The organism is Pseudomonas sp. ASL7 (assembly GCF_056680375.1).
In genome coordinates, this window is record NZ_CM155279.1 from 4,595,797 (window position 1) to 4,610,175 (window position 14,379).

Here is a 14,379-nt window from a genome sequence, read left to right on the forward strand (position 1 = left end):
AGCTCGCTCCCACAGGTTTTGTGATCGACACAGATCTCCTGTGGGAGCGAGCTTGCTCGCGATGAGGCCCTGACTAGCACCACAAAGTTCAGACAACAAAAAAGGCCCGTATCTCGCGATACGGGCCTTTTTTGTAAGAGAGAAAAATCAATTACTTGATTTTGCCTTCTTTGTAGATCACGTGCTTGCGAACAACCGGATCAAATTTCTTGATCTCGATTTTGTCCGGAGTAGTGCGCTTGTTCTTGTCGGTAGTGTAGAAGTGACCAGTACCGGCGCTCGAAATCAAACGAATCAATTCACGCATGATTAGCTCCCTTAGATCTTGCCAGCGGCGCGGATTTCGGCCAGCACGACAGTGATGCCACGCTTGTCGATGATGCGCATGCCTTTGGCAGATACGCGCAGACGCACGAAACGTTTCTCTTCTTCAACCCAGAAGCGGTGATGCTGCAGGTTCGGCAGGAAACGACGACGGGTTTTGTTATTTGCGTGGGAAATGTTATTCCCAGTCACCGGACCCTTACCGGTAACTTGACAGACTCTCGACATGCCTCAGCCCTCTAAAACCACATGCCCAACCCGGCATGGGTTGGCCGCTTAATCTCTCAGTCATTTGGCGCCAGGCGCCGCGTTTCTTTAAGGGTCTTACCGGCTACACCTACAAACGAAGGAACCGGGCCCCTAGAAAAGAGCGCTGCTTTATACCAGAAAGACTAGAGAGCAACAACATTCCGTGTGTGCTGAGTTGATAAAAACCCCATTTTTCGGGCTTCGAGCGCCTAGGATAAAGGCTATCGTCGATGAAGACCGCTCGTCGCAGAGAATCGGCCAACGCGCCAATTCAGGATTTTTCTCAGCCAGCACTCACTGAAAACAGTCGCCTATAGTCCCCTTAAAATGAAAAAGGGGATAGTCATTTGCAAAAGAGCCCACTAGGGTAAGCCTTTTCCAGACTGCACTTGCAGATGGGCCTTCGATCTGTAAAGGAATCCGACCATGCGCCTCGCTGCCCTACCCCTGCTGCTTGCCCCTCTTCTACTGAGCCCACAGGCTATGGCGGCCGCGCTGACTGTCTGCACCGAGGCCAGCCCTGAAGGGTTCGACGTGGTGCAATACAACTCCCTGACCACCACCAACGCCTCGGCCGACGTGCTGATGAACCGCCTGGTGGACTTCGATACCGCCAGCGGCAAAGTGGTCGCCAGCCTCGCGGATAGCTGGGACGTCACGCCCGACGGCCTGACGTACGTATTCAAACTGCATCCGCAGGTGAAATTCCACCGCACCGACTATTTCAGCCCGACGCGTGACCTGACCGCCGAGGACGTGAAGTTCAGCTTCGACCGCATGCTCGACCCGGCAAACCCCTGGCACACCATTGCGCAGAGCGGCTTCCCCCACGCCCAGTCGATGCAATTGCCGGCGCTGATTAATAAGATCGACGCACTCGACCCACTGACCGTGCGCTTTACCCTCGACCACCCGGACTCGACCTTCCTCGCGACCCTGAGCATGGGCTTCGCCTCAATCTATTCGGCTGAATACGCCGACAAGCTGATGAAGGCCGGCACCCCGGAGAAGCTCAACAGCCAGCCGATCGGCACCGGCCCGTTCATTTTCACCCGTTTCCAGAAAGACGCTTCAATTCGCTACAAGGCTAACGCCGACTATTTCGGCGGCAAGCCTTCGGCAGATCCACTGATCTTTGCCATTACACCGGATGCCAACGTGCGCTTGCAGAAATTGCGCCGCAACGAGTGCCAGATCGCTTTGTCGCCCAAGCCTATGGACGTACAGGCAGCACTGAAAGAGCCGACATTGAAAGTCGAAAAAACTGACGCTTTCATGACCGCGTTCGTCGGCATCAACAGCCAGCATCCGCCACTGGATAAACCTGAAGTGCGTCAGGCGATCAACCTCGCGTTCGACAAGGCCAACTACATCAAAGCGGTCTTCGAAGACACCGCCGAACCCGCCAATGGCCCGTATCCGCCCAACACCTGGAGTTATGCCAAAGGCTTGCCGGGCTATCCGCATGACGTCGAAAAGGCCCGCGCATTGATGGCCAAGGCCGGACTGAAGGATGGCTTCCAGACCACCATCTGGACCCGCCCCTCTGGCAGTCTGCTGAACCCGAACCCGAGCCTCGGCGCGCAATTGCTTCAGTCCGATCTCGCGGAAATCGGCATTCAGGCCGAGATCCGGGTGATCGAGTGGGGCGAGCTGATTCGCCGCGCCAAGGCCGGCGAGCATGACTTGCTGTTCATGGGCTGGGCTGGCGACAACGGCGACCCGGACAACTTCCTCACGCCGCAATTTTCCTGCGCGGCGGTCAAGTCCGGCACCAACTTCGCCCGTTATTGCAACCAGGACCTGGACAAACTGATCAGCGCCGGCAAGACCACCGGCGAGCAAGGTGTGCGCACCAAGCTCTATGAACAGGCCCAGGCGCAGATCCAGCAACAGGCGCTGTGGTTGCCACTGGCGCACCCGACCGCCTTCGCACTCACGCGCAAAGACGTCGAGGGTTACTCGGTCAGCCCGTTCGGTCGCCAGGATTACTCGAAGGTCAACCTCAAATAATTGCGTCGCCACAAAACCTGTAGGAGCGAGCTTGCTCCGGGCGGCGTTCCGACGATGATGGCCAACGATAACGCGGGAAGCCTGACACCCCGTGGCGTTCTCAGGTTTATCGCGAGCAAGCTCGCTCCTACATGAACGTGGGTTACATCCACCCGTACTCGGCCATGGACAGCGGATCGCCGTCGCCGATGATGAAATGGTCGAGCACCCGCACATCGATCAGGTCCAGGGCCTCTTGCAAGCGCTTGGTCAGCTTTCGATCAGCCTGGCTGGGGTCGGCACTCCCCGATGGGTGGTTGTGGCAGAGGATCACTGCTGCGGCGTTGTGAGCCAGCGCGCGCTTGACCACCTGGCGCGGATAAACACTCGTACAGTCGATGGAGCCTCGAAACAGCGATTCAAACGCCAGCACTCGATGTTTCGAGTCCAGAAACAGGCAGCCAAATACCTCATGAGGTTCGTGTCGCAACATCGATTTGAGGTAATCACGTACGGCCAGCGGATTTTCCAGCACCGAGCTGTGGCGTAAGCGCTCAGCCAGATGCCGTCGGGCCATTTCCAAGACTGCCTGCAACTGTGCAAACTTCGCCGGACCAAGCCCGAGCTGGGCGCTGAAGACCCTCAAGTCAGCCTCCAATAAGGCGCGCAAGCTGCCGAATTGCATCAACAGGTGTCGCGCCAGGTCCACCGCGCTTTTGCCAGAAACACCGGTTCGTAGAAAGATTGCCAGCAACTCGGCATCGGAAAGGCTCGCCGAACCCAGCTCAAGTAATTTCTCCCGCGGCCGCTCGGCCGCCGGCCAATCGCGAATACTCATGGCACCTCCTTGTCGTGTGGGCGCCGCTGTTCCGTAGCGGTCGCTGTGATATCGTAGCCCATCTTTTTTGCTGGCGATTTCATCCCTGGGGAGGGGGTATCGCCATGCAGCCACCATCGAATTGAAAGGCAGGCCTATGCAGCGGCTGTATCGGAAACGCATCGTTCTGGGCGTCGGCGGCGGCATCGCTGCCTACAAAAGCGCCGACCTGGTCCGCCGCCTGATCGATCAGGGCGCCGAAGTGCGCGTGGTCATGACCCGTGGCGGCAGCGAGTTCATTACACCATTGACCATGCAGGCACTGTCCGGGCACCCGGTCCACCTCGACCTGCTGGACCCGGCGGCTGAAGCTGCGATGGGCCACATCGAGCTGGCCAAATGGGCCGACCTGGTGCTTATCGCCCCCGCCACCGCCGACTTGATCGCCCGCCTGGCCCAAGGCATTGCCGATGACCTGCTGACCACGCTGGTGCTGGCCACCGACGCGGTGGTCGCCGTTGCCCCGGCGATGAACCAGGCCATGTGGCGCGATCCGGCGACCCAGGCCAACCTGCAAACCCTCGAAAGCCGCGATTTGAAAGTCTTCGGCCCGGCCTCCGGCAGCCAGGCCTGTGGTGACGTCGGCATGGGCCGCATGCTCGAAGCCACCGACCTCGCACAGTGCGCGGCAGACTGCTTCCAGCGCCAGGCACTGACCGGCAAACACGTACTGATCACCGCCGGCCCGACCCAGGAAAACATCGATCCGGTGCGTTACATCACCAACCACAGCTCCGGCAAAATGGGCTTTGCCCTGGCCGAAGCGGCGGTAGAAGCCGGCGCCCGCGTGACCTTGATCACCGGCCCGGTGCATCTGCCGACCCCGGATCGCGTGACGCGCATCGACGTGGTGAGCGCCCGCGACATGCTCGCCGCGTGTGAAGCCGCGATCCCTTGCGACCTGTTTATCGCTTCGGCAGCGGTCGCGGATTACCGCCCAGAAGTCGTGGCCCCACAGAAACTCAAGAAAGACCCTACGAACGGCGACGGCTTGTTGCTACAGATGGTGCGCAACCCGGACATCCTGGCCACCATCGCCACGCGCCCCGACCGTCCGTTCAGTGTCGGTTTCGCCGCCGAAACCGAACACTTGCTCGATTACGCGGCCCGCAAGTTGAAAGACAAAAACCTCGATCTGATCGTCGCCAACGACGTCGCCAACCCGAGTATTGGCTTCAACAGTGAAGAAAACGCCTGCAGCGTGATCGACCGTCAGTTACACGCCACACTTTTCGCCCAGACCAGCAAGAGCAAGATTGCTCGACAACTGGTCACTTTTATCGCCGAACGTCTGAACCAGGTTTAATTTACATGCACGCTTTGCAAGCCAAGATCCTCGACCCTCGCATCGGCAGCGAATTTCCGCTGCCGCAGTACGCCACTCCAGGCTCCGCCGGCCTCGACCTGCGCGCCATGCTGGAAAAAGACACCGTGATCAAGCCGGGCGAAACCGTACTGATCCCGACCGGCCTGTCCGTCTATATCGGCGACCCGGGTTTGGCGGCGCTGATTTTGCCGCGCTCAGGTCTGGGCCATAAACACGGCATCGTACTGGGCAATCTGGTCGGTTTGATCGACTCCGATTACCAGGGGCCGTTGATGGTCTCGTGCTGGAACCGTGGCCAGACCGATTTCAACATGGTGGTGGGCGAACGCCTGGCTCAGCTGGTGCTGGTGCCGGTGGTTCAAGCACACTTCGAGATGGTCGAAGAGTTCGTTGAAACCGAGCGCGGTGCAGGCGGTTTCGGGCATTCCGGCAGCCACTGATAGCGGGTGCCACAGTCAGCCGGCCAGGAATTTCATTGTGGGAGCGAGCTTGCTCGCGATGACGGTTGCACATTCGACAAAGGTGTCGCCTGCCAGTCCGCTATCGCGAGCAAGCTCGCTCCCACAGGTTTTGAACTGAAATTGCACAGACGTCATCTGGAAGGTTTACCACTGAAAATCAAGGCATTGGCCGGCAAAATGCTAACTGAAACCGGTGTCATGGCCTTTTCGCAGCACGAACTCTCAGTGGAAAAGATCGTCATACCCTTCAGTTTGAGCCGGTCGACGAGTACTTCGCGGCCAGGTCCAGCCACCTTCAAGATGGAGCATTTCCAGTAATGAGCAGCCCAGCCCAAGTCGCACCCAAGTTCCCCGACAGCATCTTCCGCGCCTACGATATTCGCGGCACTGTCCCGGAATTTCTGAACGCTGAAACCGCTTATTGGCTCGGACGCGCCATCGGTTCACAGAGCCTGGCCGAGGACGAACCGAATGTTTCGGTCGGCCGCGACGGTCGCCTGTCCGGCCCGGAACTGGTTGAACAATTGATCAAAGGCCTCGTCGACAGCGGCTGCCACGTCAGCGACGTTGGCCTGGTGCCAACACCTGCGCTGTACTACGCCGCCAACGTACTGGCGGGCAAGTCCGGGGTGATGCTCACTGGCAGTCACAACCCGTCGAACTACAATGGCTTCAAGATCGTTATCGCCGGCGACACCCTGGCCAATGAACAGATTCAGGCCCTGCACGACCGCCTCAAGACCAACAATCTGAGCAGCGGTAAAGGCAGCGTCACCCAGGTCGATATTCTCGATCGCTACAACACCGAAATCGTCCAGGACATCAAACTCGCCCGCCGCCTGAAGGTTGTGGTCGACTGCGGCAACGGCGCTGCCGGTGTGATCGCCCCGCAACTGATCGAAGCATTGAACTGCGAAGTCATTCCGCTGTTCTGCGAAGTGGACGGCAACTTCCCAAACCATCACCCGGATCCGGGCAAGCCTGAAAATCTCGTGGACCTGATCGCCAAGGTCAGGGAAACCCATGCTGATATCGGCCTGGCCTTCGACGGCGACGGCGATCGCGTGGGCGTAGTGACCAACACCGGCAGTATCGTCTACCCGGACCGCTTGCTGATGCTGTTCGCCCGCGACGTGCTGGCGCGCAACACTGACGCGCAAATCATCTTCGACGTCAAATGCACCCGCCGCCTGACACCACTGATCAAGGAATACGGCGGTCGCCCACTGATGTGGAAGACGGGTCATTCGCTGATCAAAAAGAAAATGAAACAAACCGGCGCGCTGTTGGCCGGCGAAATGAGCGGGCATATCTTCTTCAAGGAACGCTGGTTCGGTTTCGACGACGGCATTTACAGCGCCGCGCGGCTGCTGGAAATCCTCAGCAAGGAAAAATCCTCGGCGCAAGAGCTGTTTGCGACCTTCCCGAATGATATTTCTACGCCGGAAATCAATATCCATGTGACCGAAGAGAGCAAATTCAGCATCATTGATGCATTGCACGACGCGAAGTGGGGGGAAGGCGCTGACCTGACTACCATCGACGGCGTGCGAGTTGACTACGCCAAAGGCTGGGGCCTGGTGCGCGCGTCCAACACCACGCCGGTGTTGGTGCTGCGTTTCGAGGCTGATGACGAGGCGGAATTGCAACGCATCAAGGACGTTTTCAAAGTCCAGTTGAAGCGTGTTGCACCTGATCTCCAACTACCGTTTTGATTAATTGAAGCGCCTTTTACCGAAGTGCCGGAGCCCTGAATGACCCTCGAACGCGAAGCCGCCGCCAACACCGCCAAGGTCCTGTCCGAAGCGCTGCCTTACATTCGCCGCTATGTCGGCAAGACACTGGTGATCAAATACGGCGGCAACGCGATGGAAAGCGAGGAGCTGAAGACCGGCTTCGCCCGCGATATCGTGCTGATGAAAGCCGTCGGCATCAACCCGGTGGTGGTTCACGGTGGCGGCCCGCAAATCGGCGACCTGCTCAAGCGTCTGTCGATCGAGAGCCACTTCATCGACGGCATGCGCGTCACTGACGCGCAGACCATGGACGTGGTGGAAATGGTCCTCGGCGGCCAAGTGAACAAAGACATCGTCAACCTGATCAACCGTCATGGCGGCAGCGCCATCGGCCTGACCGGTAAAGACGCTGAGCTGATTCGTGCGAAAAAGCTCACCGTGACCCGCCAGACGCCGGAGATGACCCAACCGGAAATCATCGACATCGGCCAGGTTGGCGAAGTGGTCGGGATCAACACCGACCTGCTGAACTTGCTGGTCAAAGGTGACTTCATTCCGGTGATCGCGCCGATTGGTGTAGGCGCCAACGGCGAGTCGTACAACATCAACGCGGACCTGGTGGCGGGTAAAGTGGCCGAAGCGCTGAAAGCCGAGAAGCTGATGCTGCTGACCAACATTGCCGGTCTGATGGACAAGTCAGGCACGGTCCTGACCGGCCTGACCACCCAGCAGGTCGACGAGTTGATCGCCGACGGCACCATCTACGGCGGCATGCTGCCAAAGATCCGTTGCGCGCTGGAAGCGGTTCAGGGCGGTGTGGGCAGCTCGTTGATCATCGACGGTCGGGTACCGAATGCGATCCTGCTGGAGATCTTCACCGATACCGGTGTGGGTACATTGATCAGCAATCGCAAGCGTCCCTAAGCAGCACACACAAAAAGACCCCGCTCAACCGGGTTGAGCGGGGTCTTTTTTTGCCTGCGATCCCTGCAGGAGCGAGCTTGCTCGCGAAAAACGTCAACGATTACGCGGGGCGCCTGACGAAACGCGGTGCTCTTATGTCCATCGCGAGCAAGCTCGCTCCTACAGAATCCATGTTGTCAGACGCCGAACTGGGCGCGGTAGGCTTCTACGGCCGGCAGGTATTGCTTGAGCTGCGGATCGTCCGCCAGGAACTCCAGCACCTGATTCAGCGAAACAATGCTGATCACCGGAATACCGAAATCGCGCTCCACTTCCTGGATGGCCGACAACTCGCCGTTGCCACGCTCCTGACGGTTGAGAGCGATCAATACACCGGCAGCCTTGGCGCCGTCCTGGGACGCGATGATCTGCATCACTTCGCGGATGGCAGTGCCTGCGGTGATCACATCGTCGATGATCAACACGTCGCCGGTCAGCGGGGCGCCGACCAGGCTACCGCCTTCGCCATGGGCCTTGGCTTCCTTGCGGTTGAAGCACCATGGCAAATCACGGCCATGGTGTTCGGCCAGCGCCACGGCGGTGGTCGCGGCCAACGGGATGCCTTTGTAGGCCGGACCGAACAGTACATCGAAGGAAATGCCGCTCTCGACGATGGCTGCCGCGTAGAAACGACCTAGCTGCGCCAGGGCCGAACCTGAGTTGAACAGGCCGGCATTGAAGAAGTATGGACTGGTACGCCCGGACTTCAGGGTGAACTCACCGAAGCGCAAAACGCCACGATCAATGGCAAAACGAATGAAATCGCGCTGATACGCTTGCATGAAAAAAACCCCAAATACCACGGATTTAGCTAATTAGGTTGACGCCGTGTATCATACACGCACGCGATTTTTGGGGCCATTTATGCGGATCATCAGTGTGAACGTCAATGGTATTCAGGCTGCAGTGGAGCGAGGTTTGCTCAGTTGGCTGCAAGCACAGAATGCCGACGTCATCTGCCTGCAGGACACCCGCGCCTCCGCCTTTGAACTGGACGATCCAGCCTTCCAACTGGATGGCTACTTCCTTTATGCCTGCGAAGCCGAAGTTCCCGCCCAGGGTGGCGTGGCTTTGTATTCGCGGTTGCAACCGAAGGCAGTCATCAGCGGTCTCGGCTTCGAGACGGCCGACCGCTACGGGCGCTACCTGCAAGCCGATTTCGATAAGGTCAGCATCGCGACCTTGCTGCTCCCTTCGGGGCAGAATGGCGATGAAGACTTGAACCAGAAGTTCAAGCTAATGGACGACTTCGCCCGTTATCTGGATAAACAGCGACGCAAACGTCGCGAGTACATTTACTGTGGCTCGCTGTACGTGGCGCAACAGAAACTGGACATCAAGAATTGGCGCGACAGCCAGCAATCCCCGGGATTCCTGGCACCTGAACGGGCCTGGATGGACGAGATTGTCGGCAACATGGGTTATGTCGATGCCCTGCGCGAAGTCAGCCGTGAAGGCGACCAGTACAGCTGGTGGCCAGACAACGAACAGGCGGAAATGCTCAACCTCGGTTGGCGCTTCGACTATCAGTTGCTGACTCCGGGCCTGCGTCGTTTCGTTCGCAGCGCACGCTTGCCACGTCAACCACGGTTCTCGCAGCATGCACCGCTGATCGTGGACTACGACTGGACGCTGACCATCTAAGCGTCGCTTCGCAGACGCGAACACGCCGACGTCAGTCAGACTGTATGAAAACCGGGCAATCTACTCGCCGGTCAAAGAAAATGCCCGTATCGCAAGATACGGGCATTTTTTTATGCACTAAGTAGTTCACTCAGGCCTGTCAACACAGGCCCAGTGACCAGAACGTCAAACAGCGGCGAAAAACGGCAGCGCAAGGTACAACTTGATCACGACGACATTAATGATATCGATGAAGAAAGCTCCCACCATTGGCACCACCAGGAACGCTATCTGCGAAGGTCCGTAGCGTTGTGTCACCGCCTGCATGTTAGCGATGGCCGTTGGCGTTGCTCCTAGTCCAAAACCGCAGTGCCCTGCCGCCAGAACTGCCGCATCGTAGTTGCTGCCCATCATTCTGAATGTCACGAAAATCGCAAACAGTGCCATGACCAACGCTTGCGCGGCCAGGATGATAAAGATCGGTAACGCCAGTGCTGCCAGATCCCACAGCTTGAGCGACATCAGAGCGATCGCCAGAAACAGCGATAAGCTGACATTCCCCAACACGGAAACTTCACGCTCAAACACCTGATACAAGCCAAGTGCGGAAAGGCCGTTGCGTAAGACCACACCCACGAACAAAACACATACGAACGTCGGCAACTCAAATGCAGTTCCGTGGAGCAGGCCATTCAAGAGGGAGCCGGCCATCAGACTGACGGCGATCAGGGCGAGCGTCTCGATAAACGAAAACGGCGTGATCGAGCGCTCTTTGTTTGGCTGCTCAAAGCCCTTCGGCAGACGCGGCTTATCTTTCTCGCAACCGGGTGTCTGGACACGTTTGATGAGCAGGCGAGCGACCGGACCACCAATCAAACCACCCAGCACCAAGCCAAACGTAGCAGAGGCCATCGCGAGTTCGGAGGCGGAAGCCAGGCCAAACTTCTCGCTGAACGTCGCTCCCCATGCAGCGCCGGTACCGTGACCGCCAGACAACGTAATCGAGCCCGTCAACAAGCCCATCAACGGATCGAGCCCCAAAGCCTTTGCGAGGCCAATGCCCATGGCATTCTGGACCACCAGAAGCCCGATGACCGCCAGAAGAAAGATCCCTACTACGCGCCCGCCTTTCTTCAGGCTGGCAAAGTCTGCACTCAAGCCGATGGTGGCAAAAAAAGCCAACATCAGGGGAGTTTGCAGTGAGGTGTCAAATCGGACATCGATATCAACCCCCCGCAAAGCCAGAAGAAGCAGAGCCACTACCAGACCACCTGCTACAGGCTCAGGGATATTGTAACTGCGTAAAAAACCGATTCGTGTGACCAGTCCGCGCCCCAGTAACAGTACTAAAGAGGCGGCCACAAGTGTTCCATAAAAATCGAGCTGAATCATTGGGATATTCTTGGATATATATTCAGGGGCGAACTTTTTACCTGGACACGCCTCTTGAACAGGTTGATCGTCTCAACACTGATTGTTTTTTAAATTCAAGGACCGTCAATGGCCTTAATATATCGAAATATTTCTGAATAAATATTACTTGTGGCAACTTTATCAACCGACAAGTCTCAACGCCAAACATATAGGCCGTGCTGAGGCTTTGCAGTTGTGACTAAAAGTGTAAGAACGAAACGTGTGTGGGCTGGAGAGGTTAATTTAATTTCAAAAAAACAAATGCCCCGACAAGTCGGGGCATTTGTTTTAAACCGCGGGGAACTGCGTTTCACACCTGATTGCTGGCGGTTTTTTTGTGCACGCTGATTTTTCAATGTGGGAGCGAGCTCGCTCGCGATGGTGTGTCAGTCAACATCAATGTAGCTGACACACCATCGCGAGCAAGCTCGCTCCTACAGCTGATCGTTATTTGATCAACCGCCAGGTGAATGGATACCGGTAAGGCAGCCCTTCATTGGCCTTCACGCCGCCAATGATCGCCAGTACCAGCGCACCGATCGCGACCAGACCGAACAGGAAAAACCCGATGATCACCACCATCAACAGCACGCAAATGGCGGAGGCAATAGCGACAGTGATCTGAAAATTCAGCGCCTCCTTGCCCTGTGCATCGATGAACGGGTCCATCTCGCGCTTCAACTGCCAGATAATCAGCGGGCCGATCAGCGTGCCGAAGGGAACCCAGATCCCCAGCAAGGCGGACAAGTGACAAAACATCGCCCACTGACGAACCTCCTGGCTCGGTATGGGAAGCGGATGTTGCTCGTCACTCATGGCGTCCTCCTTGCGTGGAGCGGTCCAATCAGTCGGCCAGTGCAGCCTTTTGCAGTTCGAAGATCTCGGTCATGCCTTTCTTCGCCAGTTCCAGCATCGCGCTCAGTTCTTCCGGCTGGAACGGCGCACCTTCAGCGGTGCCCTGAACTTCGATGAAGCCGCCCGTGCTGGTCATCACCACGTTCAGGTCAGTCTCGGCAGCCGAGTCTTCCAGGTAGTCGAGGTCGAGCACCGGCTCGCCTTGGTACATGCCGACAGAAACGGCGGCGATCATTTGTTTCAGCGGGTCACCGCCTTTCAGGCCGCCGCGCTTCTTGATCACCTTCAAGGCGTCAACCAGTGCAACCATGGCACCGGTGATGGACGCGGTGCGGGTGCCCCCGTCAGCCTGGATCACGTCGCAGTCGACGTACAGGGTGACGTCGCCCAGCTTGGACATGTCCAGGGATGCACGCAGGGAACGACCGATCAGACGCTGGATTTCCAGGGTACGACCGCCTTGTTTGCCACGGCTCGCTTCACGCTGGTTACGCTCGCCGGTGGCGCGCGGCAGCATGCCGTATTCGGCGGTCAACCAGCCTTGGCCCTGACCTTTCAGGAAACGCGGCACGCCGTTTTCGACGCTGACGGTGCAAATGACTTTGGTATCACCGAACTCGACCAGTACAGATCCCTCGGCGTGTTTGGTGTAGTTGCGGGTAATGCGGATCGAGCGGAGCTGATCGGCAGCGCGACCACTTGGACGTTTCATAGGGAATACCTGTACGGGGACGGAAAACTGCCGAGCATTATAGAGCCGCCGACCAAGACTGGGCACTTCTAAAAAATCTGCCCGACGATTGAAGGCTCAAGCTTGAGCTTAGAACAGCGCTTTGCCGACGGCCTGCAGCCCTTTGTCACACCGTGTGTTTGGGCGCATCCGCCCCACTGCGCTACAATCCTGCGCCTTTACTGCCTGTCGGCTTTAATTCACAGATAGCGGGTCCGCGAAACCTTCAGTAACGCATGGACCTGCATTGCGAGGTACCTCCATGGTGCACAGCATGACCGCCTTCGCCCGCGTCGAAAAAGCCGGTGCCCAAGGCACCCTGAGCTGGGAACTGCGCTCGGTCAACAGCCGCTACCTGGAGCCGCACGTGCGTTTGCCGGAGTCGTTTCGCGACCTCGAGGGCGCGGTCCGCGAAGCCCTGCGCCAAGGTATCTCCCGGGGCAAGCTCGAATGCACCCTGCGCTTCACCGAAGAAAATACCGACAAGCCACTGCAAGTGGACCGCGAGCGCGCCGCGCAATTGGTCGCCGCTGCCGAGACGATCGCCAGCCTGATCAAGAACCCGGCAGCACTCAATCCACTCGAAGTCCTGGCCTGGCCCGGCGTACTTGTGGGCGACGCCACCGACCCGCAAGCACTGAATGCCCAAGCACTGGCGCTGTTCAACGAAGGCCTGAAAGAACTCAAGGCCGGCCGTGAACGCGAAGGCGCCGAGCTGGCGCGGCTGATCAACGATCGCCTGACTTCCATTGAAGAAGACGTGATCACCCTGCGTGAGCTGGTCCCGCAGATGCTTGCGACTCAGCGCCAGAAAGTCCTCGACCGCTTCACTGACATGAAAGCCGAGATGGACCCGCAGCGGCTGGAACAGGAAATGGTCATGCTCGCTCAGAAGAGCGACGTCGCCGAAGAACTGGATCGCCTGAGCACTCACATCATCGAGGTTCGTCGGGTGCTCAAATCCGGCGGCGCTGCCGGCCGGCGCCTGGACTTCCTGATGCAGGAACTCAACCGCGAAGCCAACACACTGGGCTCCAAAGCCTTCGACCCGCGTAGCACCCAAGCGGCGGTCAACCTCAAAGTGTTGATCGAGCAGATGCGCGAACAAGTGCAGAATATTGAGTAAGGCAAACCCGACATGACCCACAGCACCGGCACCCTGTACATCATTTCCGCCCCTTCGGGCGCGGGCAAGAGCAGCCTGGTCAAGGCCCTGACCGACGCTGATCAGGAGATCCGCGTCTCGGTCTCCCACACCACCCGTGCCATGCGCCCCGGTGAAGTGAACGGCGTGAATTATCACTTCGTCGAACGCAGCGAATTCGTGAAGATGATCGAACACGGGGATTTCCTCGAGCGCGCCGAAGTGTTCGGCAACCTATACGGCACTTCGCAAAGCCATCTGCAGCAGACTCTGGACGAAGGCCATGACCTGATTCTGGAAATCGACTGGCAAGGTGCAGAACAAGTGCGCAAGTTGATGCCCCAGGCCCGTTCGATTTTCATTCTGCCGCCGTCACTGCAAGCTTTACATCAGCGTCTGAACAATCGCGGCCAGGACAGCGACGAGGTCATCGAAGGCCGGATGCGCGAAGCCGTCAGCGAAATGAGCCACTACGTCGACTACGACTACCTGATCATCAACGACGATTTCGCCCATGCACTGGACGATTTGAAGGCGATTTTCCGTGCCAATCAGCTGCATCAGAAGCGCCAGCAGCAGCGCAACGGAAAACTTTTGGCTGAATTGCTCGGCTAAACAGCACTTCCCAAAACCGCTGCAAGGGCTTTACATTGGCACTTGCAGCGCGCTGAAGGGGCTGGTCAAA

At 58.0% G+C, this 14,379-nt stretch carries 14 protein-coding genes and 1 pseudogene; 8 read left to right on the forward strand and 7 right to left on the reverse strand.

What is annotated here, in order from left to right:
* Window positions 1–151 precede the first annotated feature (151 nt).
* Both rpmG and rpmB read right to left on the reverse strand, forming a co-directional pair.
* The gene (gene rpmG, locus AC1MDT_RS21320) at window positions 152–307 is read right to left on the reverse strand and encodes a 50S ribosomal protein L33 (RefSeq protein ID WP_007894709.1); all 156 of its coding nucleotides are present in this window, start codon (window positions 305–307) and stop codon (window positions 152–154) included.
* A gap of 11 nt (window positions 308–318) precedes the next feature.
* Window positions 319–552: a 50S ribosomal protein L28 gene (rpmB, locus tag AC1MDT_RS21325; protein WP_003176907.1), complete on the reverse strand. Its 234-nt coding sequence runs from the start codon at window positions 550–552 to the stop codon at window positions 319–321.
* Window positions 553–999: 447 nt separating this feature from the next.
* On the opposite strand from rpmB, the gene AC1MDT_RS21330 reads away from it, so the two are divergent.
* Window positions 1,000–2,586, forward strand: a complete 1,587-nt coding sequence (locus AC1MDT_RS21330; RefSeq protein WP_480418825.1) for an ABC transporter substrate-binding protein — start codon at window positions 1,000–1,002, stop codon at window positions 2,584–2,586.
* Window positions 2,587–2,728: 142 nt separating this feature from the next.
* On the opposite strand, the gene radC is transcribed toward AC1MDT_RS21330, so the two are convergent.
* Window positions 2,729–3,403: a RadC family protein gene (radC, locus tag AC1MDT_RS21335; protein ID WP_480418826.1), complete on the reverse strand. Its 675-nt coding sequence runs from the start codon at window positions 3,401–3,403 to the stop codon at window positions 2,729–2,731.
* A 136-nt stretch (window positions 3,404–3,539) separates the two neighbouring features.
* Here radC and coaBC point away from each other — a divergent pair, with 136 nt between their 5' ends.
* From coaBC to argB, 4 genes and pseudogenes are all read left to right on the forward strand, one after another.
* The gene (gene coaBC, locus AC1MDT_RS21340; RefSeq protein WP_480418827.1) at window positions 3,540–4,748 is read left to right on the forward strand and encodes a bifunctional phosphopantothenoylcysteine decarboxylase/phosphopantothenate--cysteine ligase CoaBC; all 1,209 of its coding nucleotides are present in this window, start codon (window positions 3,540–3,542) and stop codon (window positions 4,746–4,748) included.
* Between the two features lie 5 nt (window positions 4,749–4,753).
* The gene (dut, locus tag AC1MDT_RS21345) at window positions 4,754–5,209 is read left to right on the forward strand and encodes a dUTP diphosphatase (RefSeq protein ID WP_201115687.1); all 456 of its coding nucleotides are present in this window, start codon (window positions 4,754–4,756) and stop codon (window positions 5,207–5,209) included.
* Between the two features lie 332 nt (window positions 5,210–5,541).
* Window positions 5,542–6,945, forward strand: a pseudogene (locus AC1MDT_RS21350) (phosphomannomutase/phosphoglucomutase); the annotation flags it as partial.
* Between the two features lie 39 nt (window positions 6,946–6,984).
* Window positions 6,985–7,890 carry an acetylglutamate kinase gene (gene argB, locus AC1MDT_RS21355; RefSeq protein WP_045059191.1) on the forward strand — a complete coding sequence of 302 codons (906 nt, stop codon included), beginning with the start codon at window positions 6,985–6,987 and terminating at the stop codon, window positions 7,888–7,890.
* A 176-nt stretch (window positions 7,891–8,066) separates the two neighbouring features.
* Here argB and pyrE read toward each other — a convergent pair whose 3' ends face one another.
* Window positions 8,067–8,711 carry an orotate phosphoribosyltransferase gene (gene pyrE, locus AC1MDT_RS21360; RefSeq protein WP_201115685.1) on the reverse strand — a complete coding sequence of 215 codons (645 nt, stop codon included), beginning with the start codon at window positions 8,709–8,711 and terminating at the stop codon, window positions 8,067–8,069.
* Between the two features lie 82 nt (window positions 8,712–8,793).
* Between pyrE and AC1MDT_RS21365 the strand changes: the two genes are divergently transcribed.
* Window positions 8,794–9,573: an exodeoxyribonuclease III gene (locus AC1MDT_RS21365; protein ID WP_007934608.1), complete on the forward strand. Its 780-nt coding sequence runs from the start codon at window positions 8,794–8,796 to the stop codon at window positions 9,571–9,573.
* Window positions 9,574–9,738: 165 nt separating this feature from the next.
* Here AC1MDT_RS21365 and gltS read toward each other — a convergent pair whose 3' ends face one another.
* From gltS to rph, 3 genes are all read right to left on the reverse strand, one after another.
* The gene (gene gltS / locus AC1MDT_RS21370) at window positions 9,739–10,944 is read right to left on the reverse strand and encodes a sodium/glutamate symporter (RefSeq protein WP_480418828.1); all 1,206 of its coding nucleotides are present in this window, start codon (window positions 10,942–10,944) and stop codon (window positions 9,739–9,741) included.
* A gap of 468 nt (window positions 10,945–11,412) precedes the next feature.
* On the reverse strand, window positions 11,413–11,781 hold the full coding sequence (locus tag AC1MDT_RS21375) for a DUF4870 domain-containing protein (RefSeq protein ID WP_480418829.1): 369 nt from the start codon (window positions 11,779–11,781) through the stop codon (window positions 11,413–11,415).
* Window positions 11,782–11,809: 28 nt separating this feature from the next.
* On the reverse strand, window positions 11,810–12,532 hold the full coding sequence (gene rph, locus AC1MDT_RS21380; protein WP_449645057.1) for a ribonuclease PH: 723 nt from the start codon (window positions 12,530–12,532) through the stop codon (window positions 11,810–11,812).
* A 280-nt stretch (window positions 12,533–12,812) separates the two neighbouring features.
* On the opposite strand from rph, the gene AC1MDT_RS21385 reads away from it, so the two are divergent.
* Window positions 12,813–13,676, forward strand: coding sequence for a YicC/YloC family endoribonuclease (locus tag AC1MDT_RS21385; RefSeq protein ID WP_480418830.1), 864 nt, complete (start codon window positions 12,813–12,815; stop codon window positions 13,674–13,676).
* Window positions 13,677–13,688: 12 nt separating this feature from the next.
* Complete coding sequence (gene gmk / locus AC1MDT_RS21390) at window positions 13,689–14,309, forward strand: guanylate kinase (RefSeq protein ID WP_414909923.1); 621 nt, start codon at window positions 13,689–13,691, stop codon at window positions 14,307–14,309.
* The last annotated feature ends 70 nt before the right edge of the window (window positions 14,310–14,379 follow it).